The organism is Isosphaeraceae bacterium EP7, assembly GCA_038400315.1.
In the GTDB taxonomy this organism is placed as follows: Bacteria; Planctomycetota; Planctomycetia; order Isosphaerales; family Isosphaeraceae; genus EP7.
Genome location: CP151667.1, coordinates 4700698 through 4721531, shown reverse-complemented (window position 1 = coordinate 4721531; position 20834 = coordinate 4700698). Strand labels below are relative to the sequence as shown.

Below are 20834 nucleotides of genomic sequence, written 5' to 3'. Positions count from 1 at the left end.
AGGCCATGCGTCTCGTTCGCGTCCCAGAATCCGGAGCTTACCACAGGTGTCCCCCATCCCGCTGCGTCGTCTGTTCGCGGTCTTCGCCTCGTCCGCGATCGGCGTCGCGTCCGTCGCCGGCGCCCAGGAAGCCGCCCCACCTGCGGGCGATCAGAAACCCTACACCGAGACCATCCCCGGCACGGCCCTCTCCTTCCAGATGCTCCCCATCCCGGGGGGAACGTACTCGATGGGCAGCCCCGACACCGAGGCCAAGCGATCCGACGACGAAGGGCCTGTCCACGACGTCAAGATCGCCCCGTTCTGGATGGGCAGGGTCGAGGTCACCTGGGACGAATTCGACGAGTTCGCCGCCGCAATGGACCTCAAGCGGAAGTCGCGCGAGAAGATCGACCTGAAGGCTCAGGTTGACTCCGAGAAGGCCGGCGACGCCGTCACCCGGCCGACCCCGCCCTACGCCGACATGACCTTCGGCTACGGACGCAGGAATCAGCCGGTCATCTGTATGACCCACCACGCCGCGATGGAATACACCCGATGGCTCTCGGCCAAGACGGGCAAGACCTATCGCCTGCCCACCGAAGCCGAGTGGGAATATGCTTGTCGCGCCGGCACCAAGACGGCCTATTCCTTCGGCGACGACCCCGCCGACATCGACGAGTACGCCTGGTTCGTCGAGAACACCGAGAAGCCGCAGCAGGTCGGCAAGAAGAAGCCCAACCCCTGGGGCCTGCACGACATGCACGGGAATGTCGCGGAGTGGTGCATCGACCATTACGACCCCAAGTTCTACGGGACGGCCGCGGCGACCGCGCCAGGCCCCGTGAATTTCCCCACGCCCAAGGAATATTCCTACGTCGCCCGCGGCGGGTCGTGGGACGATGATTCCGACCGCCTCCGCTCGGCCGCCCGCCGGGGCTCAGACCTCGAGTGGAGCGTGCAGGACCCCCAGCGACCCCAGAGCATCTGGTGGCACACCGACGCCACATTCTGCGGCTTCCGCCTCGTCCGGCCGCTGGACGAGCAGGAAAATCTCCGCGGGGTGAAGTCGCTGGTCGTCAAGGGCAAGGGCAGCAAGTAAGCTCCATTCCCGCACGGCTGACGAGGCCTCCTGACTCAACCTCGAAAGTCCGCGACCGGGGCGCGTCGGCACGCGCCCCGACTCTCTCCCGGAGACCCATGCCATGACCGATCCGAAGCGACAGGTCACGAACGACTCGTCCCGACGCTCGTTCCTCGCGACCACCGGCGGCGTCGCCGCCTTCGGCGCGTTGGCCGGCTCGCTGCCCACGGCCTACGCCGCCGGCAGCGACGTCATCAAGGTGGGCCTCATCGGCTGCGGCGGCCGCGGCCGAGGCGCAGCCGAACAGTGCGTCAACGCGTCGAGCAACGTCCGGCTCGTCGCCATGGGCGACGCCTTCGCCGACAACCTCGCTTCGGCGCACGAGAGCCTGTCCAATCTCGGCGACCGCGTCGCCGTCCCCGCCGATCGCCGGTTCGTCGGCCTCGATGCCTACAAGCATGTCCTCGAGTCCGACGTCGACCTGGTCATCCTGGCCACCCCCCCGGGCTTCCGCCCCGATCACCTCGAATCCGCCATCAACGCCGGCAAGCACGTCTTCACCGAGAAGCCGGTCGCAGTCGACGGCACCGGCATCCGCAAGGTGCTCAAGGTCGCCGAAGAGGCCAAAAAGAAGAACCTGGCCGTCGTCGCCGGCACCCAGCGCCGCCACCAGGCTGGCTACATCGAGGCGATGAAGCGGATCCACGAGGGTGAGATTGGCGATGTCGTCTCGGGTCGCTGCTACTGGAACCAGGGACCGCTCTGGAACAAGCCCCGCCAGGCGAGCTGGACCGACGTCGAGTGGCAGATGCGCAACTGGCTCTACTTCACCTGGCTCTCGGGCGATCACATCGTCGAGCAGCACGTCCACAACCTGGACGTCCTGAACTGGGCGATCGGCTCGCACCCCCTGCGTGCGGTCTCGCTGGGCGGGCGTCAGGTCCGCACCGACCCGGCTTACGGCCACATCTTCGACCACTTTGCCACCGACCTGGAATATGCCAACGACGTCCACGTCCTCAGCTTCGCCCGCCAGATTGAGGGGTGCGAGAACAACGTCTCCGAGGCGGTCGTCGGCACCAAGGGGTCTTACAACCTCCAGCCCGGCCAGTACAAGATGACCGGCGGCACCAAGTTCCGCTGGCGCGACAAGGAGCGGAACCCGTACGAGCAGGAGCACATCGACCTGATCGAGAGCATCCGCTCGGGCAAGCCGCTCAATGAGCTGAAGACGGTCGCCGAGAGCACGCTCACCGCGATCATGTCGCGGATGTCGGCCTACACCGGCAAGGCCGTGACCTGGGAGCAGGCGCTCGAGTCGAAGCTCGACCTGAAGCCCAAGGATCTCGCTTTCGGACCGCTGGAAGTCCCGCCCGTGGCCATGCCGGGCATCACCGAGCTCATCTGAACGAAGCCATGCCCGACGCCGGGGCCCGCCTCGCCCACACAAGGGCGCGGGGCGGGCCCTTCGCGTCTACGGGCCCTGCATCCATCGACGACTCGGATTCACTCAACCCCACGCGAGGCCCGCATCGATGAAAAAGACGCTCGGACTGTTCGCGCTCGCCTTTGGCACGCTGGCGGCGTCCGCGCCTGCCTTCGCCGCCGACGCCAAGATCGTCCTCGTCGCCGGCAAGCCCAGCCACGGGCCAGGCGAGCATGAGTTCAACGCCGGCATCCTCTTGCTGGAGAAGTGCCTGAAGCAGGTGCACGGCGTCGATCCCGTCGTCGTCAAGGGGGGATGGCCGGCCGATGAGTCGGTCTTCGACGGGGCCAAATCGATCGTCTTCTTCATGGACGGAGGCGGCGGCCACCCGGTCATCCAGTCGAACCACCTCGAAGTTCTGCGCAAGCAGATCGACAAGGGTGTCGGCCTCGTCTGCCTGCACTACGCCGTCGAGTTCCCCAAGGAGCACGCCACACCCATTCTCGACTGGCTCGGCGGCTACTACGAGACCGGCTACTCGACCAACCCTCACAACGACATCACAGTCACCCCGGCCGCTAGCCATCCGATCAGCAGCGGCGTTAAGCCGTTCCAGGCCAACGACGAGTGGTATTACAAGATCCGCTTCCGGGACAACGACAAGCGAGTCACCCCGGTCCTGACCGGCATCCTGCCCAAGGGCTCGTCGAACAACGAAACCCTCGGCTGGGCCGTCGAGCGTGAAAACGGGGGCCGCGCCTTCGGCTTCACCGGTGGCCATAATCACACCAACTGGGGCAACGCCGACTTCCGCAAGCTCGTCCTCAACGGCATCCTCTGGACGGCCAAGGTCGACATCCCGGCCGGCGGCGTCGAGACCGAAGTCTCCAAGGAAGACCTCGCGAAGAACCTCGACCCCAAGCCCGCCCGCAAGTAAACCGATCGAGCCCGAGACGCCGCAGACGCCCGCTCATCCCCGAGGATCAATCTCTCGGGGACGAGCGGGCGTCTCGCGTTGATGGGCTCAGTGAACCTTGGGTGCGGCTGGCTTCGCGGGCGAGGGCTCGGCGGTCGCGGAAACGGCCGCGATGATCTCGACCTTCCGGCCTTCGCTCAGAGACTCGATCGGGTTGAGGATCAAAGACTCGTCGCCGACAAGGCCCGAGAGGACTTCAACGTCCTGCCCCATGTCACGCCCGAGTTCAATCTTCAAGTAATGGATCTCTCCGTCATTGCCGACCGACGCGACGCGTGTCCCGTCCGCGTTGACGCTCAGCACGGTCGCCGGCACGGTCAGGGGTTGCCTGGCACGCTTGAGCTGGAACCGGACCTTGACGTACATCCCCGCGTAGAGAAGCTTGTTGCCGTTATCGATCTGCACCTCGGTCAGCAATGTGCGAGATGCAGGGTCGATGGCTCCGGCGGTCCGGACCACCTTGCCCACGAAGGCTCGATCGGGAAACTCGCGGACCAGGAGCTGGGCTTCCTGGCCGTTGTGGATCTCGGGGGCTTCGAGCTGCGGCACATAGACGAAGATGCGTAAGGTGTCGACGTTGACCAGCTTGAACAGCTCACGCCCTCCCGTCGCACCGTTCTGGTCGATCAGGTCGCCCTGATTCACGTTCCTTGCCGTGACCACTCCGTCGAATGGGGCGAGGATCTTCTGGAAGGATTGGAGGCTTTCCAATCGGTTGACGGCAGCTCGCTTCGCGTCGGCCGCGGCGTCGGCGGCCTTCACAGCGGCCTCGGCGACCTTGAGCGCGGCGTCGCCATCGTCGACCTCTTGGCGGGTCGCGGCGTTGCGATTGAACAGGCTCAGGTTGCGATTCCGGGAGACGCGGGCGAGGTCTTCCTTCGCCGAGGCCAGCAGTCGCTCCGCGTCGAACTGGTCGACGGTCGCCTTGGCCACCAGCAACTCCTGGTCGAGCTCGGGAGTTTCGATCTCGGCGAGCAATTGGCCGGCCTTCACATTGTCGCCGATGTCGACGAGGTAGCGTCTCAGGTAGCCGTTGGTCCTGGCGAACAGGCTCGTCTCGCTGAAGGCGGTCACATCGCCCGGCAGGATCATCTCGGACGTTCCGGTGACGCGTTTCGGCTGGACGGCGCGAACTCGCGGCAATGAGGTCGCGACCTCGACCGATCCGGCGTGAAGCTCTGCCTCCTGCCGGATCCTGGGGAAGATCCCCGCCGCCAGCAACCCGCCGATCGCGGCCCCGATCGCGATCAGGACGAACAGGAATTGGAGCAGGCCCCGCCAGCCCCTCGAAGGGGGCGGCATGATCTGTCTCGTCGCATGAGTCTTCGGCTCTTGCACTGCCGTTGTCATTACTAGGAATCCCGATGGGTGGATGGTTCGTTCTGCCTCAGTTTTCGAGCAGGATCGTCGGCGCCTTGGTCCGGAGCAGGCTGTAAACCACCGGCACAAAGAGCAGGGTCGCGGCCGTGGCGACCGTCAGGCCGCCGATGACGGCCAGGCCCAGGGGAGCGTTCTGCTCTCCGCCTTCGCCCAGGCCGAGGGACATCGGTAGCATCCCGATGATCATCGCCGCGGCGGTCATCAACACTGGCCTCAGCCTTGTGTGCCCGGCCGCAAGAGCCGCCGTGATCGCATCATCCCCCTCGGCCCGACGCTCGTTGGCGAACGTCACCATCAAAATTGAGTTGGCCGTGGCCACGCCGATGCACATGATCGCGCCCATGAGCGACGGGACGCTCAAGGTCGTCTGCGTGGCGAAGAGCATCCAGATGATCCCCGCCATCGCCCCGGGCAACGCGCAGAGGATGATGAATGGGTCGAGCCACGACTGGAAATTCACGACCATCAGGAAATAGACCAGCAGGACCGCGAAGACGAGTCCGGCGGCCAATCCCTTAAAGGACGAGGTCATGCTCTCGACCTGGCCCCGCACGCTGATCGTGGTCCCCTTGGGCAACTTGGGCCTCAAACCGCTCGCGTCGGGCTTGCCGCCGATCTCGTCGAGGATCGTGTTCAAGTCGGCCGCGACCCCACCCAGGTCGCGTCCCTGCACCGCCGCCAAGACGTCGAAGACGGGCTGGACGTTGTAGTGGCTGACCACCGAGGCCGTCGTCCCCCGCTCCAGCTTGGTCAAGTTTCCCAGGAGCTGTGGCCTCCCTTCCGTGGCCCCGGGGGCGATGATCGGCGTGTTCATGAGCGCCTCCACCGAGTCGATCCTGTACTGCGGCGTCTGCACGGCGACGATGTAATTCACGCCGTTCTTGGGGTTGAGCCAGTAATTCGGGGCATTCTGGCCGCTCGAGCTGAGCGAGACGAGCATGCTGCTGGCCACGTCCCGCTGAGTCAGGCCGATCTGCTCGGCCCGGGCCCGGTCGACCTCCAACTTCAGGGAAGGTGCATCGGTCACCTGATGCAGGTGGACGTCCACGGCACCGGGGATCTTCTGCATCGCCGCCTCGATTTTGCGGGCCAGCGCGTAGTTCTCGTCGCGTCTGTTGCCCATCACCTGCACGTCGATGGGGGCCGCGAGTCCGAAGTTGAGGATCTGCCCGACGATGTCCGCCGGCTGGAAGAAGAAGACCGCCTCGGGAAACTTCCTGGGCAGTTCCTTCCGCAGTCGCGCCACGTATGCGGCCGTCGGCGAGTGATGCTCGTGCAATGCGACGAGGATCTCGCCGTCGGAGTTGCTGATCGTGCTGCTGTCGCCGAATGCCAGGCTGATTCCGTTGGAAGGGAGCCCGATATTATCCAGGATCAGGTCGATCTCGTCCGCCGGGACGACCTTGCGGATCTCGGCCTCGACCCGCGAAAAGAGTCGCTCGGCCTCCTCCACACGGGTCCCGGCCGGGGCCCTCACATGGAGTCGAAACTGGCCGGCGTCCACCTCGGGGAAGAAGTCCTGCCCAAGGTAACCGGTCAGCGTCATCGTCCCGCCCACGAAGGCGAAGAACAAGCAGACCACCGCGGCCCGGTGCCGCAACGCCCACCCCAGCAGCGACAGATAGACACACTGGAACTTCTCGAACTGACGATTGAAGGCCCGGTGCACCCGCCAGAAGATGTCCCCCTTGGGGGCCGCGGGCTTCGGGACGCCGAATTCGTCGCGGGCGGGCTCGTGCCCCCCCTCGGCGTGCTCGCGGTAGAGGTCGACCTCCTTGGCGAGCAGATAGTGCGTCATGGTCGGGATGATGGTCCGCGAGAGGAAGTACGACGCCAGCATCGCGAACACCACCGCCATGGCCAGCGGGGCGAAGAGCGACTTGGCCGCACCCGTGAGGAAGCCGACCGGCAGGAAGACGATGCAGATGGCCAGCGTCGAGACGAATGCTGGCGTGGCGATTTGTTGCGCACCATCCAGGATCGCCTGCTTCAAGGGCTTTCCCATCCCCAGATTCCGGTGGATGTTCTCGATTTCGACGGTGGCGTCATCCACCAAGATCCCGACCGCCAGGGCCATCCCGCCAAGCGTCATCGTATTGAGGGTCTGCCCCAGCATGCTGAGGATCAGGATCGAAACGAGGATGGACAGCGGGATCGAGACCGCCACGATCACGGTGCTGCGCCAGCTCCCCAGGAAGAGCAGGATCATCAGGGCCGTCAGTCCCGCCGCGATGAGGGCTTCGTGCAGCACCCCCTCGATCGACGCGGCGACAAATCGGGACTGGTCGAACAGGAGCGTCGTCTTGAGTTCGTCGGGCAGATTCGCCATGATCCGCGGGAGGGTCTCGCGCACCCTGCGAACAACATCCAGGGTCGAAGCCCCGCCTGCCTTCAGCACGGTGAGCAGGCTGCCCCGCTTGCCATTGGTGTTGACGATATTCGTCTGCACGCCGTAGCCGTCGCGGACGTGGGCTACGTCCCGGATGGTGACCACCGCGCCGTTGACCATCTTGATCGGCAGGTCGTTCAGGGCGTCGATCACCTCGGGGCTGCTATTGAGCTGGACCTGATAGTCTCGGGGGCCGATCTTGGCCGAGCCCGCCGGCAGAATAAGGTTCTGGGCGTTGATCGCCGCGCTGACGTCCGCCGGGGAGACTTTGTGCGAGTAGAGCGCCTGCGGATCGAGGTCGACCATGATCTGCCGCGGCTTGCCCCCCAGCGGCAGCGGCACCTGGGCCCCCTGCACCGTGGCGAGCTGCGTCCGGATGAAGTTCTGCCCGTAATCGTAGAGCTGTTGCTCCGACATCGAGTCGCTGCCGACGCCGATCTGAACGATCGGCACATTGGTCGCGCTGTATCTGATGATCAGCGGAGGCGTGATCCCCGGCGGCATCACTCGGAGGATGGTCGCGTTGATGGCGTTGATCTGCGCCACCCCCGCCTCGACCTTCGCCCCCGGCTGGAAGAAGACCTTCACGACGCTCACGCCACTGAGCGATTGCGACTCGATGTGCTCAATGTCATTGACGGTCGTCGTCATCGCCCGCTCGCAGACGGTGACGATCCTCTTCTCCATCTCGTCGGGCGAGACCCCCGGATAGCTCCAGACGACCGCCACGACGGGGATGTCGATCTCCGGGAAGATGTCGACGGGCATCCGCAGGATCGTCACCCCGGCGAGCACCACAATCATCAAGGACATGACCACGAACGTATAAGGCCGACGCAAGGCCAGCTCGACGATCCACATGGATGGCTCCGGTGTCCGGCGAATTCCCGGCCGCGAGGGGAGAGCCCACGCCGGCGGAAATGATTGGGGGCGGGGTACGGGGCGGGTCAGACGGTTGGGTTACGAGCAGGGCCTGAGGACCAGGTCGAAGGTGACGCGGACGAAAATTTCCAGCGGCTCGACGGATCGGACCACCTTCATGCGAAGGAGTGCCCCTTCCCAGCCATTGAGGCAGTATTCCGCCAGCTGCGCCGCGTCGAGGTCGGCACGCAGGTCGCCCGCGGATTGGGCTTCCACGAGGCAGGCGGTCAGACGCTTGCGGACCTGGGAAAGACACTGATCCAGGCTCTGGCGGATCGCCTCGCTCTGGTTGGAAAGCTCCTGACTCAGGCTCCCGAAGAGGCAGCCGATGCGGCACTCCTGATCGAGCTTCCTGAGACACGTGCTCTCATACCAACGCCTGAGTCGCGCCAGCGGCGCCCGCGAGGGGTCAATCAAGTATTCGTCCATGCTGGCGAGCCGGATCTTCGAGTACCGGTCAATCACCCGCAGCCCGAAATCTTCCTTGCTCGCGAAGAAGTGATAGAACGACCCCTTCTGAGCCCCCGCACGCTTCAAGATCTCGTCGAGGCCGCAGTGGTTGTAGCCCTTCTCCAGGATCAGCTCGGTCCCGGCATCGAGCAACGCCTCATAGGTCGCCGGTCTCAAATTCGATTTGCGGTCGGCTTTCGTCTCCATGAGTTGATCCTAGACCGGTCGGTCAAGAAGGCAAGCTCGGGCTAGACCGATCGGTCTAGAATCCCTGAATTCCCAGCATTAATTCCCACTTAAGTTCCTACCAATTTGGAATTTATGTCAGTTTTCCCGAGGAAATGGGAACTCTCGCAATCGACGTTCAAGTTGAACTCCCGGCTGGTCGATAAGTGATCTGGTACACAAGCCACACTCCGAGTAAAAGGGGCCATCCGCGGTGAACGCGACGCCCAACGTTGCCCGACCCGGTCCGACAGGATGTTCGGACCGTCACAACGAAAGGGATGTCGACGCCGCGGTCTCGCCGGCCATGCCCTCGGGCATTGCTGGTGGGACGCGTTCGGCCATGACGGTCGGGCGCGGGGCCCTCGACGCGAAGCTCGCCCGACGAAGGGCCGGGGAATCTCCCCGGCCGGCGCAACACCCCTCGAATACTCCTCCTCTTCACAAGGCGAACCCGCCCGGGCAACCGGGCGTGTGCCATCGCGGCTGCCGACCCCTCACGGGTCCTGGCATGTTGCGTTTGGTGGCCCCCTCGCGTAGCGCGGCCCGAACCCGGTACGCCCTCGACCCGAGGGGCGAGACCCGACGAGACGCAGGCGCCGACCACACCTCGGCCCTCGCGGATCGCAGGAGTCCAGCCCGCCCGTTCACGACGGTCGATGGTGCCCGGTCGTCCCGTGGGAAAGGAGTCCTTGCGGCATGATCGTCACAACCTTGCTCCTCGCCGCCGTCGTCTCCGCCGGGGCCGAACGCGCCGACACGCCAATCCTGCTCGACTTCCACGCCTCCTGGTGCGGCCCGTGCCAGGAGATGAGGCCGGCAGTCCGCCGGCTCATCGAGCACAAATATCCGATCAAGTCGATCGACGTGGACCGCTCGCCCGAGCTGGCCAAGAAATATCAGATTACGAGCATCCCCGCATTCGTCGTGGTCGACGGCTCGGGCAAGGTGCTCGCCAAGACAGTCGGTCCGCGCCCGGCCGGGCAGCTCGCCAGGTTCTACCTCGCCGCACGCAACAAGGCGGCCGACGAATACGCCGAAATCGCCGCGGCGCCGCCTGAGGCCGCCGAAGAGGTCGTCCCGGCCGAGATCCAGGCCGCCGACAACTCGGTCCCCACGCCCGAGGACGACGGCTCGTCGGAGCCCGCCGACCTCGACGTCGCTGTGGAGCCCGCTGCTCCCATCAACCCCAAGCCCTGGCAGACGGTCGTCCGGATCAAGGTGCAGGGCCCCGGCAACATGACCGGTTTCGGCTCCGGCACGGTGATCTACAGCGATCCCGAGCAGGCCATCATCCTCACCTGCGCCCACATCTTCAAGCTCGACGGGCCACGCCAGGCCCACCCGTCGAAGTTCCCCAGCCCCATCCAGGTTGACCTCTTCGACGGCAAGCTCAGCGGCCAGCAACCCGCGCAGGTCCACTATGCCCGTGAGACCTACAAGGGCCAGGCGATGGACTATGACTTTGTCAAGGACGTCGGCCTGCTCCGCATCCGCCCCGGCAAGCGTATTCCCGCCGCCCGGGTCGTTCCCGCGTTCTGGAAGCCCAAGAAGGACATGGGGATGATCGCGGTCGGCTGCCCCGAGGGCCAGGACGCAACCGCCTGGGATACCGTCATCGTCAAGGCCTCGATGATGAACGTCCCCGGCCATCAGCAGTACGAGGCCATCGAGTGCACCACCGCCCCCAAGCAGGGCCGGTCCGGCGGCGGCCTGTTCACTCATGACGGCTTCGTCGCCGGCGTCTGCGACTTTGCCTCGCCGCAAGACGACCACGGCCTGTATGCCACCCCGCGGTCGATCTACGCCATGCTCGATCGCAACAATCTGATGGCCCTCTATGCCCCTCCAGGCAAGAACAACGGCGAGATGCTGGCCCAGGCCAAGCCCCGCGCGGTCAAGGACCAGAATCGCCTTATCGCACATGCCAGGGCCCAGTCTCCCGAGGCCGGCGACATCACCGTTCCTCCCCCGGACCTGCTCGGCATCCGAGACCCGGGCGCCATCGGCTGGAAGACCGACTCACCGAGGGGTGACCGGCGGGTCGCCCGGCTGCAACCCACAACGTCCGACGAGTCGAACGAGGGCAATCGCAGCGTCCAGGTCGGGCTCGTTCGCGAGCAAACCCCGGCCGACACGGCCCCGACTTCCGACCCCTCAGACGCGGATCTGGAGCTCAACGCGGAAGACATCCCCGAGCCCGATTCCCGTCCCGCGGACTCACGCGTCTCGGGCTGGAAGGCCGGCCAGTTCCGCAATCCGCAGCGAGCGCTCGTCGAGGCACCTTGATTCGACGACTTCATCGGCCCGAGATGCGACAGGCCAGTGATTGGTCTGTCGCATCCGGCTTCGTCCTCTTAAAGCTTGGCCCCACCAAAACGCCCGAAGAAGCCGTCGAACACGGCACGAGTCCGCGTGGCGTGCCCGAGCTTGAGGGCCCGGAATGCCTCGGCCGAATCACGCGCGTCCCCCTCGATCTGGGGTAGTCGCCTGGCCAGCTTCGCTACTTCCTCGTCCTGCTCCGGCCAGCCGGTTGAGCTCCTGTTCCTGACGATCCGCAGACGGCTTTCCACCGCTCGCAGAAAGTCGTATGCGTCGCGGAGCGAGGCGTGGTCGGAACGACTCAGGATGCCGGCCCGCTTCAGGGCATCCAGGGCATCCCAGGTGTTCGTTCTCAGGATCTCGGGATGCTCCCGTGCGTTGACCAGTTGCAGGTACTGGACCACGAACTCGACGTCCACCAGGCCCCCCGCACCGCGTTTCAGGTCGCCGGGCGACCTCGAATCTTGCAGCCTTTTACGCATCGCCAGGGCCTCGGCGCCCAAGAGGCAAGCGTCCACCTGATTCGTCAGTGTTTCCTGGATCGACTCAGAGACCTTCTTGCCGAAGTCTCCCGATGAGAAGATCACCCGCGCCTTCGTCAACGCCAGCAGTTCCCAGGGTTTGGCCTGGGTCGCAAAATAGTCGACGAAGGCCGACAGGGTCAGCACCAGCGGCCCCGAGCCCCCATGCGGCCTCAGGCGTGTGTCCACGACGTAAAGCGGGCCGGGAGAGGCGGGATCGGCGAGCGATTTGATCAGTCGACGCACCACCTCCGTCAGGAACAAGTCGTTGTCGATCGGGACCGACGCCCGGCGAACGGTCCGGCCGTCCGACTCGTTCAGGAACACCAGGTCGAGGTCGCTCCGGTAGTTCAACTCCCTTCCGCCGAACTTGCCCAGCGCCACGATCGCCCACCGGTCGCGGGCCCCTTCGATCGTCCGGGGCTCGCCGTGCTTCTCCGCCCTTCGGTCCCACTCCACGCGTGCCACCTGGCCGACGATCGCCTCGGCCACATCGGAAAGCTCTCTCGTGACGTCGCGGATCGGCTCACGGCCCAGCACGTCGCGCGTGCCGATCCGGATCCATTCTTTGTTGCGGAATCCGACCAGGATCGGCGCCAGGTCCTCGGCTCCATGACAGAGTTCGGCAAGCTCCGTGCGGATGGCCTTGCCCGGCTGAGGCCGGTCGACGACCAGCGAATCCATCAGGTCGTCGATCATCCCCGGATTACCGATCAGGATCTCCGAAAGGAGCTGGCTCGTGGCGCAGACCTCGACGAACAGGCGTAAGGTCGGCGGGTTGTAGTTGAACAGTTCCCAGAGCATCGCCTTAGCTCCGAGCGAGGCCGAGACCTTCTCCAGGTTGTTCAGGGCCATGTCCGGGTCGGACGTCTCCGCGACAGCCTGCAAAAGCCTGGGCGCAATCGCTGCCAGGAAGTGCCGGCACCTTGCCTGCGACAGGAACAGGTACTCTTCTCGGGCCAGGGCCATCAGGTTCTGATACGCCAGCGACGGGTCGCGGAAGGGATAACGCGCCAGCGCGGACGCGATCAGTTCGGGCGGCGGCTCAGGGTCGAGGACCAGGTCGACCACCGGGTCCGCCGCGGCCCCGTCGTCGTCGCGGAAGGCGTCGTGCAGCAAATGATTCAGGATCCGCCGATTGAGCTCGGCTTTCGCGCGGTAGTCGGACAGGAATCGCTCCGACGGGCCGACCCGATCCTCCCAGCGATTGAGTGGGGGATACCCCATCCGAATCGCCAGCGTGCGGGCCCCTTCGGAGTCCGCTGGCATCTTGTGGGTCTGGCGGTCGAACATCGTCTGAAGCCGGTGCTCAACCTGCCTCAGGAATCGATACGTGTCGTCCATGATCCCCCGCTCCTCGGGGGTCAGGCAGCCTACCTCCTCCAGTTTCGAAAGGGCGATCAGCGTGTTCGAGTCCCTCACGCCAGGCAGCAGGCCTCCGTGCAAGAGTTGGAGGAACTGGACGACGAATTCGACGTCACGAATCCCGCCGTGGCCGGTCTTCACCTCCAAGTCGGCCTCGCCCGCGGAGATCGTCCGGCCCTCGATCCGCCGCTTCATCGTCTTGATCTCGGCGATCTCCGTCGCGCCCAGATACCTCCGATAAACGAACGGGGCGATCGCATGCAAGAACTGCTCGCCCAGGGCGAGGTCGCCGGCGACTGCCCGGCACTTGATCAGGGCCTGCCGCTCCCAGGTCCGACCGCTGTTGACGTAGTACTCCAGCGTGCCCGAGAGCGATCGAGCGAGTGGTCCCTGGTCGCCGTCCGGCCGCAGACGCATATCGACCCGGTATCCCACTCCCAACTCGGTGTGATCCGAGAGAAGTCGGACCATGTCGCCGCCCATCCTCGCGAAGAATTCGGCGAAGCTGACCGACCTTGGCCCTTCGGTCTGCCCTTCGGACTCGTAAAGGAAGACCAGGTCGATGTCCGAGCTGTAGTTCAGCTCGGTACCGCCCATCTTGCCCAGGGCCAAGACGACGAATCTGATCGGCGTGCCATCGTGGCCGAGCCCCTCGCCATGCCTGGCTCTCGCCCTGCGCCTGGCCAGGCGGTAGGCGCACTCGACGCACGAGTCGGCCAGGTGCGAGAGGTCCTGCGTGGTGACCTCAAGCGGCACGCCCCGGACAATGTCGTTGAACCCGATCCGGAGCAGCTCCCTGCGGCGGAACCGCCGGAGAACGAGCCTCTCACGCCCTTCGTCCCCGACATCTTTGAGCTCGGCCCAGAGGTCCTCGACCAGATCTTCCCGGTCGCGACGCTCGGCACCCGACCTCAACCAGCCCAGCAACGACGGCTCGCGGATGAGCATCTCGCTGAAATATTGGCTCGAGCTAAAGAGCTGCACCGCGATCTCGGTCGTGCGCGGCGAGACTGCCAGCTCCGCCAAGATCGAGCCCGGCTCGGGATGTGCCGACACGAATCGTTCGAGATTCCTAAGCGCCATCCCTGCATCGGAACTGCGACTCAGCAGCCCCCCTAGCAAGTCGGCCAGGACCACCATCGTCTCGGGACTGTGCGCCCGCCTTGCGAGGTCGCGCAGGTCGGCCTCGGCGCGTTCCGTGTCGCGGACACCGACCCCTGAGAGCCAGATCTTCACCTGCTCCGGCCTGCTCTGGTCGGTCAGCCATCGGCCGATCGACGACGTAGGCTGCGATTCCGACATGGCAGTGGCCGCTCCGCTATGGTCGAGGCCCAATCCCCCGAGATCTCGTGACGATACCAATTCCGTGCCACGGCGCAGCCTCCCGCGCCCGTCCACCCCTTGGGTTTGGGCGGTGGTGGCCTTACAATCAAACGGATCGAGTGGGCGAGTCTCAACCCCTCCCGAGCAACCAGTTTCGAGGCGGCGTCCCTCATGAATGATACGACAGGACGCCTCGTCGACTCCTTCGGCCGGGTGCACAACAACCTCCGGATCAGCGTGACCGACCGCTGCAATATCCGGTGCGTGTATTGCATGCCCGAGGTCGTCGACTTCATGCCCCGCCAGCACCTGCTCAGCTACGAGGAAATTCACCGGATCGTCCTCGTCGCGGCCTCACTGGGCGTCAACAAGATTCGACTGACCGGCGGAGAGCCGCTCGTCCGCAGGGATCTCCCGCATCTCGTCGAGAAGATCGCCGCAGTCCCAGGGATCGAGGACGTCGGCCTCACGACCAACGGGATCCTGTTAGCCCCGCTCGCGCGACGGCTACGGGACGCCGGGCTCCTCCGCCTCAACGTCAGCCTGGACACAATGGACCCGGCCCGGTTCCTCACCCTCACCCGTCGAACGGGCCTTGAGCAAACGCTCGAAGGGATTCAAGCCGCGAAGGACGCCGGTTTCGACCCCATCAAGCTTAACGCGGTGGCAATCAAAGGGACCACCGAAGAGGACATCATCCCTCTAGCCCGTTACGCCCGCGAAAATCGCCTCGAACTGCGATTCATCGAGTACATGCCGCTCGATGCAGGGGCGTGGGAACGTCAGAAAGTCCTGCTCGCCGAAGACATCCTCGAAATCCTCTCGCGCGAGTTCGGCCACCTCACGCCCGCCGCTAACCAGGATGCACGTGCCCCAGCCCTGGATTATGACTACGACGATGGGTGCGGGCGGATCGGGTTGATCGCCTCCGTGAGCCGCCCCTTCTGTGCATCGTGCAACCGGATTCGTATCACGGCCGACGGTAAGCTGCGAAATTGCCTCTTCGCCATCGACGAAACCGATCTGCGTGGCCTCCTGCGCGACGGGTCAAGCGACCAGGACCTGGCCTCCGCGATCATGATGAGCGTGGAAGGTAAGTGGGAAGGTCATCAAATCTCGTCTTCTCGCTTTATCAAACCAGATCGATTGATGCACTCAATCGGCGGTTAATTCGACCGCTTATCAAGCCATCCACGCACTCGACCCAGACCCCCCGGATCGCCTTACTGTTCCGCAAGCCGAGAGCTTGATTCGTCTTGAGGCGGAAGGTCGTTGATCGACGGCGGCCGTCGTCGGTACACTGGGCCCGAACCGGGACGGGCGGGCGAGTCGGAAGGGACCAGCGATGGAAGTCCGGGACGAACCTTGGTATCGCGACGGACTCGCATTCGAATGCACCCGCTGCGGCGCTTGCTGCACGGGAGCCCCGGGTTACGTCTGGGTCCAGGACGAAGAAATCGCCAGGCTCGCCGCATTCCGGGGAGAATCGGTCGAGACCTTCTGCTTGACTTATGTCCGCCAGGTTAATGACCGCTTCAGCCTGATTGAACGTCCCGGGGGCGATTGCATTTTCTGGGAGAAAGCTAGCGGCTGCACAGTCTACTCTGCTCGCCCCGATCAATGCCAAACCTGGCCATTCTGGGATGAGAACATCGAGACTCCCGGAGACTGGCAGCGAGTCCAGCGTGGTTGCCCGGGTGCCGGGGTCGGCCGCGTCTTTACCCTCGATGAAATCCGCCTGAACGCCGCGAGGGTTGGCTTATGAGCGGACACCCTCCTCGACTGGGCGACGAAGACTCGACGGACCCATCTCGCTTTCGACAACGGCTTCAGGGCATCTATCGAGACCTCGACGCGGAGATTGCCCGACTGGCGCCGGTCTGCTCGCTCAGCGGCCGCTGCTGCAAGTTCGAAGAGTACGGGCACACTCTGTTCGTCTCGGCCCCGGAGTTCGACCTGCTCCTCGCCGATGCCCCAACGCCTTCCAGGCCGCTTGACGGCGGTGCGACCTGCCCCTGGCAGGATTTGAATAATCGGTGCACGGCACGCGACGCACGGCCCCTGGGATGCAGGGTTTATTTCTGCGACCCGGCCTACGAACCGCTGGCACCTGACTTGACCGAAGCATTCCTGGCCCGCATCAAGGCGATGGTCATCGAGATGGGGCTTCCCTGGAATTACGCCCCGCTCCACCGTCACCTTGACGAGGCCGTTCGCTCTGGCTTGATGGGAACGCCAAGGTCGGAGAGTCTTGAAGCGGACAGTCTGGGATCGGAAAACCCGATCGCGAGTCGGCATTAAGTCTAAGCTCGAGACGCCCACTTCAGTAAATTTTCTTGACATTAGTCCAAGCTACAAATACAGTTGAGCCGATCGCCGAGGCACGGGTCACCCCGTCCATCAGGAGACCGCCAAGTGACCAAGAAAGAGATCGTCAAGAAGATTTCCGAGGACATCGGTCTGACCCAGCTCAAGACCAAGGACATCGTCCAGAGAACCCTTGACGCGATCATCCAGACGCTGGTTTCCGAAGGGCGGATCGAGCTGCGCAATTTCGGCGTCTTCGAGGTCAAGCGTCGGGCCCCCCGCAAGGCCCGCAACCCTCGGACCGGCGACAAGGTTTACGTGCCCCCCAAGAACGTAGTCACGTTCAAGCCGGGCAAGGAAATGGAAGAACTCGTCCGAAAGATGAATCCGCAGGATCTTCCGCTGTTGGACGACGAGCGAGAAGCCGATGAAGTAAGTAACGGGCCCGCCCAGCCGCCCCGATCGGAAACTTCGGCACGGGCCGACTCCGGAGAGTGACCACCCGTCCCTCCCCCGGATGAGGCCAGCCGCGGTTGCCTCGCGTTGAAGCGAATCGGACGGAGTAGCCGGGCGAGCCTCGATAGTTGCGAACGGACTCGGGCTGCGCCGAGCTCGACCAAGGCCTCCGGGCCGAGGCGATGAAGGCGACCCGAGCAGGTCGGACGATCGCGGTCAGGACGCCGCGGCCGATCGATCTGGCGGCCAGGATCGACGTCGGGAGGGACCCCACATGCGGAAATCGTTGTTGGCCATCGCCCTGGTGGTGGCTACCCTCGCCCTGGGCCAGGGATGTGCGCCAGTGCCCTTGCCGCGCTATGCGGCCAACCCGCCGCAGCGGGTGGAACAACTGCTGGTCGACTCGGAGAATCTCCGACAGGCCGGCGACGAGTGGAACCGTTTCTGGTTCCTCGATCAGCCCTCTCACATGACCCCGTTCCGCACCCACGGCGGACTCGGGCCGTGATCGGCTCGCGTACAAATCAGGCCGCCTGACCGATTTCGGTCGGCGGCCCTGCGAATCAAGGACGCCCCGGCGAGGCCCACCTCGCCGGGGCGTCTTCGCTTTTGTCGGATCCTAGCCGGTAAACAGGCCCAGATCTCGCCAGGACTTCGGGCGATGACCTTGATCGCCAAGGTCGAAAAACGAATGACAACCTGTCTGTTCCGCCCGGACTTTTCAGCCTCCTGATCAAGCGGGGCGACCTGCGATTGTTTGTTGAGCGGGGCTTGAATGCCTTGGATCGATCGTCGAATTGGCGACCTGGCATCCGGCAGCGAATCCTTGAAGACGTTTGATCATCTCCGCCAGGCCGTTTCTCCGCCCGGTCGTCAGATTCGAGTTCAGACCGGCCATTTCGAGGAATCGCGGAAGGTCGAAGGCGAGCACGTCTTCAGCGCGATGGCCGGAGAAAAGGAGATGCAACAAGGCGAGCAGCCCTTTGACCAGTTCGCTGTCGCTATCCGCCTTGAACTCGATGACGTCGAGCGTACCTGGCTTGAGACTGGGTGCCATGTAGACCGTACTCTGGCAGCCTCGCACCCGATTGGCTTCTGTCTTCAGGTCGTCACTCAAGGCCGGAGCTCGACGTCCCAGGTCGATGAGGAATTCATAACGCTCGGCCCAGTCCTCCATTGCATCGAACTCGTCGAGAAGAGTCGCTGCAACCATGCCGACCGTCTCCGCCCGCTCTCTCGACCCCGAAGGGCCCGAGTCCTTCTCCGTCAAGCTTCGATGACCAGAGACGGGGCGGACTTTGATCGAATCTGAAATGATCGCGCTGACGGCGGACGCCAGTCGCTCGACGTCGTCCTCGTTGTTGTAGAGGCCGAAGGAGGCGCGGACCGTTCCCGGAATTCCGAGTCGCCCCATCAGAGGCATGCAGCAATGGTTCCCGGCTCGGACGGCGATCCCTTCCGCATCGAGGCGGGCTGCCACATCGAGGGCCGACATCGGCGGGTCTTCCACCGAGAACGAGATGACCCCGGCGCGTTCGCTCGGCTCGCCAACGATCCGGATGCCCGGAATCTCCGAGAGGCGTTTCAGGGCCAGCTCCAGCAGCTCGGACTCATGAGCGGCCACCTCGTCACGGCCGAGCCCTTCCAGGAACTCCAGGGCAGTCGCCAGTCCGACCGCACCGGCGACATTCGGGGTACCCGCCTCGAACCGATAGGGGGCCTCATTGAACGTGGTCTCATCGAAACCGACCGTCTCGACCATGTCTCCGCCGAACTGCCAGGGGGGCATCGCGGCGAGCCGCTCCGACTTCCCGTACAGAACCCCGATGCCCATTGGCCCGTATACCTTGTGGCCCGAGAAGACATAGAAATCGCAGTCTAGATCCTGAACGTCGACGTGGACATGGGGAGCGGCTTGGGCGCCGTCGACCAGCACCGGCACGGACCATCGGTGGGCCGCAGCAACAACCTCTTTCACCGGGTTGACCGTGCCGAGGGCATTGGAGACGTGGGACACAGCGACGAGCTTCGTGCGAGGATTCAGCACTGATTCCAGGGCGTCCAGCCGGATCTCGCCGCGGTCGGTAATCGGCACGACGCGTAGGACTGCGTCCTTCTCGCGGCAGAGTTGCTGCCAGGGCACGAGGTTGGCGTGATGCTCCAGCGCTGTGACCACCACCTCATCGCCGGGGCCGACCTGCTGGCGGCCGAACGTCTGGGCTACGAGGTTGATCGCCTCGGTGGCACCCCGGACGAACACGATCTCCCCGGCCTCTCGGGCATTCAGGAAACGTCTGACCGTATCGCGTGCTCGCTCGTAGGCCGCTGTGGCGCGGTCGCTCAGCGCATGGGCCCCCCGATGGACGTTCGAATTGTCCATTTCGTAGAACCGAACGAGGGCATCGATGACGACCCGCGGCTTCTGGGTGCTGGCGGCGTTGTCGAGGTAGACCAGCGGCTTGCCATGAACGTCCTGCTTCAAGGCGGGGAAGAGAGAACGGATTCCGGCCAGCGGCACCCGCCCGCCAATACCCTTCGAGGGCCGATGCGTTTCGTGGGGCGAGTTCATGAGAGTCTCTTTCCAGGCTCGTCGGAGAACGCGCCGGAATCGGCTTCACGCCCCCTGTGGATCTCGGATTGCAAAGCCATCGCCCCGGCAACGACTGGCGGAGTCGGCGATGTATTGACGATCAGTCGAAAGACATCCGGACGCGCGTAATGGCCGACGACGTCGAGGTCAAACTTGCCCCTCGCCACTTCGCCGAGATCCAGGTCCGCCGTGAGGATCCCCGGACAATCATAGAGCGGGCCGGCAAGGACCCGTCCCAGCGGGTCGACAATGCAACTTCCCCCGCGCGACATGACGGTCGTGGGGTCATCTCCCTGAATCGCCGGGTAGTCGGCCGGATAGTCCGATCGAAGGGCGAACTGGTTGCACGAGAGCACGAAGCAGCGCCCTTCCACCGCGATGTGGCGGACGGTCGACTGCCAGCTCTCGCGGTCATCGGCAGTCGGCGCACAGTAGAGTTCGATGCCCTGGGCGTAGAGGTGCGTCCGCAGGAGAGGCATGTAATTCTCCCAGCAGATCGCCGCGCCCAGGCGACCGATCGGGGTCTCGAACACCGGGATGGTCGAGCCGTCGCCGAACCCCCAGATGAGCCGTTCGGCCGCCGTCGGCATGAGCTTGCGATGCTTGCCCATCAGGGTGCCGCCGGGGCCGAAGAACAGGACCGAGCAGTAAAGCGTCCCCCGATCTCGCTCGATGACGCCGATGACTATGAAGGCCCCCGAGTCCCGAGCGATCGACGCAATCTCCTGGATCTCGGGGCCCGGAACGTCGACCGAGCTTTCCCAGTAGCGACGGAACCATTCCCGTCCATCGGGGGTGCGTGAGCCAACCCTGGCGCCGAAGTCGAGCCCACGCGGATAGCCGGAGAGGAACGCTTCGGGGAAAACGATAAGCTTCGCCCCTAACGCGGACGCTTCCGCGGCCAGCTCGCCGACTTTCTCCAGGGTCCTCCTGCAGTCGAAAGCGACGGGGGCTGACTGCACCACGGCGGCTCGGACGGTCGTCATTTCGCGGCTCCGGAGGTTCGCCAACACACTCCGTTGTACGGACTAGGTCGGAACGCAGCGATACCGCCCGTATAACTCGCCAGTCGTCTATCCTTCGACGATCGTGGGATGGAACCGAATCCTCGATGGATGAA

Annotated in this window: 15 protein-coding genes; 9 read left to right on the top strand and 6 right to left on the bottom strand. The window is 64.6% G+C overall.

Annotation, left to right across the window (positions count from 1 at the left end; translation table 11 throughout):
• The first annotated feature begins 46 nt into the window (after positions 1-46).
• The 3 genes from EP7_RS18270 (at position 47) to EP7_RS18260 (ending at position 3426) form a co-directional block, all read left to right on the top strand.
• Positions 47-1081: a formylglycine-generating enzyme family protein gene (locus EP7_RS18270; protein ID WP_463523287.1), complete on the top strand. Its 1035-nt coding sequence runs from the start codon at positions 47-49 to the stop codon at positions 1079-1081.
• Between the two features lie 103 nt (positions 1082-1184).
• Complete coding sequence (locus EP7_RS18265) at positions 1185-2471, top strand: Gfo/Idh/MocA family protein (protein ID WP_463523285.1); 1287 nt, start codon at positions 1185-1187, stop codon at positions 2469-2471.
• A gap of 127 nt (positions 2472-2598) precedes the next feature.
• On the top strand, positions 2599-3426 hold the full coding sequence (locus EP7_RS18260; protein ID WP_463523283.1) for a ThuA domain-containing protein: 828 nt from the start codon (positions 2599-2601) through the stop codon (positions 3424-3426).
• 87 nt (positions 3427-3513) lie between these two features.
• Here EP7_RS18260 and EP7_RS18255 read toward each other — a convergent pair whose 3' ends face one another.
• The 3 genes from EP7_RS18255 to EP7_RS18245 form a co-directional block, all read right to left on the bottom strand.
• Positions 3514-4767: an efflux RND transporter periplasmic adaptor subunit gene (locus EP7_RS18255; protein WP_463523281.1), complete on the bottom strand. Its 1254-nt coding sequence runs from the start codon at positions 4765-4767 to the stop codon at positions 3514-3516.
• Between the two features lie 85 nt (positions 4768-4852).
• The gene (locus EP7_RS18250) at positions 4853-8095 is read right to left on the bottom strand and encodes an efflux RND transporter permease subunit (protein ID WP_463523279.1); all 3243 of its coding nucleotides are present in this window, start codon (positions 8093-8095) and stop codon (positions 4853-4855) included.
• Between the two features lie 99 nt (positions 8096-8194).
• Entirely contained in the window at positions 8195-8812 is a 618-nt protein-coding gene (locus tag EP7_RS18245; RefSeq protein ID WP_463523277.1) for a TetR/AcrR family transcriptional regulator, read from the bottom strand.
• Between the two features lie 717 nt (positions 8813-9529).
• Here EP7_RS18245 and EP7_RS18240 point away from each other — a divergent pair.
• Complete coding sequence (locus EP7_RS18240) at positions 9530-11119, top strand: thioredoxin domain-containing protein (RefSeq protein ID WP_463523275.1); 1590 nt, start codon at positions 9530-9532, stop codon at positions 11117-11119.
• Positions 11120-11187: 68 nt separating this feature from the next.
• Here EP7_RS18240 and glnE read toward each other — a convergent pair whose 3' ends face one another.
• Positions 11188-14340 carry a bifunctional [glutamate--ammonia ligase]-adenylyl-L-tyrosine phosphorylase/[glutamate--ammonia-ligase] adenylyltransferase gene (glnE, locus tag EP7_RS18235; protein WP_463523273.1) on the bottom strand — a complete coding sequence of 1051 codons (3153 nt, stop codon included), beginning with the start codon at positions 14338-14340 and terminating at the stop codon, positions 11188-11190.
• A 192-nt stretch (positions 14341-14532) separates the two neighbouring features.
• Between glnE and moaA the strand changes: the two genes are divergently transcribed.
• The 5 genes from moaA (at position 14533) to EP7_RS18210 (ending at position 17632) form a co-directional block, all read left to right on the top strand.
• Positions 14533-15531: a GTP 3',8-cyclase MoaA gene (gene moaA / locus EP7_RS18230; protein ID WP_463523271.1), complete on the top strand. Its 999-nt coding sequence runs from the start codon at positions 14533-14535 to the stop codon at positions 15529-15531.
• 175 nt (positions 15532-15706) lie between these two features.
• Positions 15707-16126, top strand: a complete 420-nt coding sequence (locus EP7_RS18225) for a YkgJ family cysteine cluster protein (RefSeq protein WP_463523269.1) — start codon at positions 15707-15709, stop codon at positions 16124-16126.
• Complete coding sequence (locus EP7_RS18220) at positions 16123-16662, top strand: hypothetical protein (RefSeq protein ID WP_463523267.1); 540 nt, start codon at positions 16123-16125, stop codon at positions 16660-16662. Before EP7_RS18225 ends, EP7_RS18220 begins: the two co-directional genes overlap by 4 nt.
• 114 nt (positions 16663-16776) lie before the next feature.
• Entirely contained in the window at positions 16777-17166 is a 390-nt protein-coding gene (locus EP7_RS18215) for an HU family DNA-binding protein (protein WP_463523265.1), read from the top strand.
• Positions 17167-17398: 232 nt separating this feature from the next.
• The gene (locus EP7_RS18210) at positions 17399-17632 is read left to right on the top strand and encodes a hypothetical protein (RefSeq protein WP_463523263.1); all 234 of its coding nucleotides are present in this window, start codon (positions 17399-17401) and stop codon (positions 17630-17632) included.
• A 225-nt stretch (positions 17633-17857) separates the two neighbouring features.
• Here EP7_RS18210 and EP7_RS18205 read toward each other — a convergent pair whose 3' ends face one another.
• Both EP7_RS18205 and EP7_RS18200 read right to left on the bottom strand, forming a co-directional pair.
• On the bottom strand, positions 17858-19693 hold the full coding sequence (locus EP7_RS18205) for a SufS family cysteine desulfurase (RefSeq protein ID WP_463523261.1): 1836 nt from the start codon (positions 19691-19693) through the stop codon (positions 17858-17860).
• Positions 19690-20700, bottom strand: a complete 1011-nt coding sequence (locus EP7_RS18200) for a carbon-nitrogen hydrolase family protein (RefSeq protein WP_463523259.1) — start codon at positions 20698-20700, stop codon at positions 19690-19692. The genes EP7_RS18205 and EP7_RS18200 overlap by 4 nt, the downstream gene beginning before the upstream one ends.
• Between the last annotated feature and the right edge of the window lie 134 nt (positions 20701-20834).

Coding starts and splice junctions, on each gene's coding strand:
- EP7_RS18265 (WP_463523285.1), top strand. CDS start 1,185: ATGACCGATCCGAAGCGACAGGTCACGAACGACTCGTCCCGACGCTCG.
- EP7_RS18260 (WP_463523283.1), top strand. CDS start 2,599: ATGAAAAAGACGCTCGGACTGTTCGCGCTCGCCTTTGGCACGCTGGCG.
- EP7_RS18255 (WP_463523281.1), bottom strand. CDS start 4,767: ATGCCGCCCCCTTCGAGGGGCTGGCGGGGCCTGCTCCAATTCCTGTTC.
- EP7_RS18250 (WP_463523279.1), bottom strand. CDS start 8,095: ATGTGGATCGTCGAGCTGGCCTTGCGTCGGCCTTATACGTTCGTGGTC.
- EP7_RS18245 (WP_463523277.1), bottom strand. CDS start 8,812: ATGGAGACGAAAGCCGACCGCAAATCGAATTTGAGACCGGCGACCTAT.
- EP7_RS18240 (WP_463523275.1), top strand. CDS start 9,530: ATGATCGTCACAACCTTGCTCCTCGCCGCCGTCGTCTCCGCCGGGGCC.
- glnE (WP_463523273.1), bottom strand. CDS start 14,340: ATGTCGGAATCGCAGCCTACGTCGTCGATCGGCCGATGGCTGACCGAC.
- moaA (WP_463523271.1), top strand. CDS start 14,533: ATGAATGATACGACAGGACGCCTCGTCGACTCCTTCGGCCGGGTGCAC.
- EP7_RS18225 (WP_463523269.1), top strand. CDS start 15,707: ATGGAAGTCCGGGACGAACCTTGGTATCGCGACGGACTCGCATTCGAA.
- EP7_RS18220 (WP_463523267.1), top strand. CDS start 16,123: ATGAGCGGACACCCTCCTCGACTGGGCGACGAAGACTCGACGGACCCA.
- EP7_RS18210 (WP_463523263.1), top strand. CDS start 17,399: ATGCGGAAATCGTTGTTGGCCATCGCCCTGGTGGTGGCTACCCTCGCC.
- EP7_RS18205 (WP_463523261.1), bottom strand. CDS start 19,693: ATGAACTCGCCCCACGAAACGCATCGGCCCTCGAAGGGTATTGGCGGG.
- EP7_RS18200 (WP_463523259.1), bottom strand. CDS start 20,700: ATGACGACCGTCCGAGCCGCCGTGGTGCAGTCAGCCCCCGTCGCTTTC.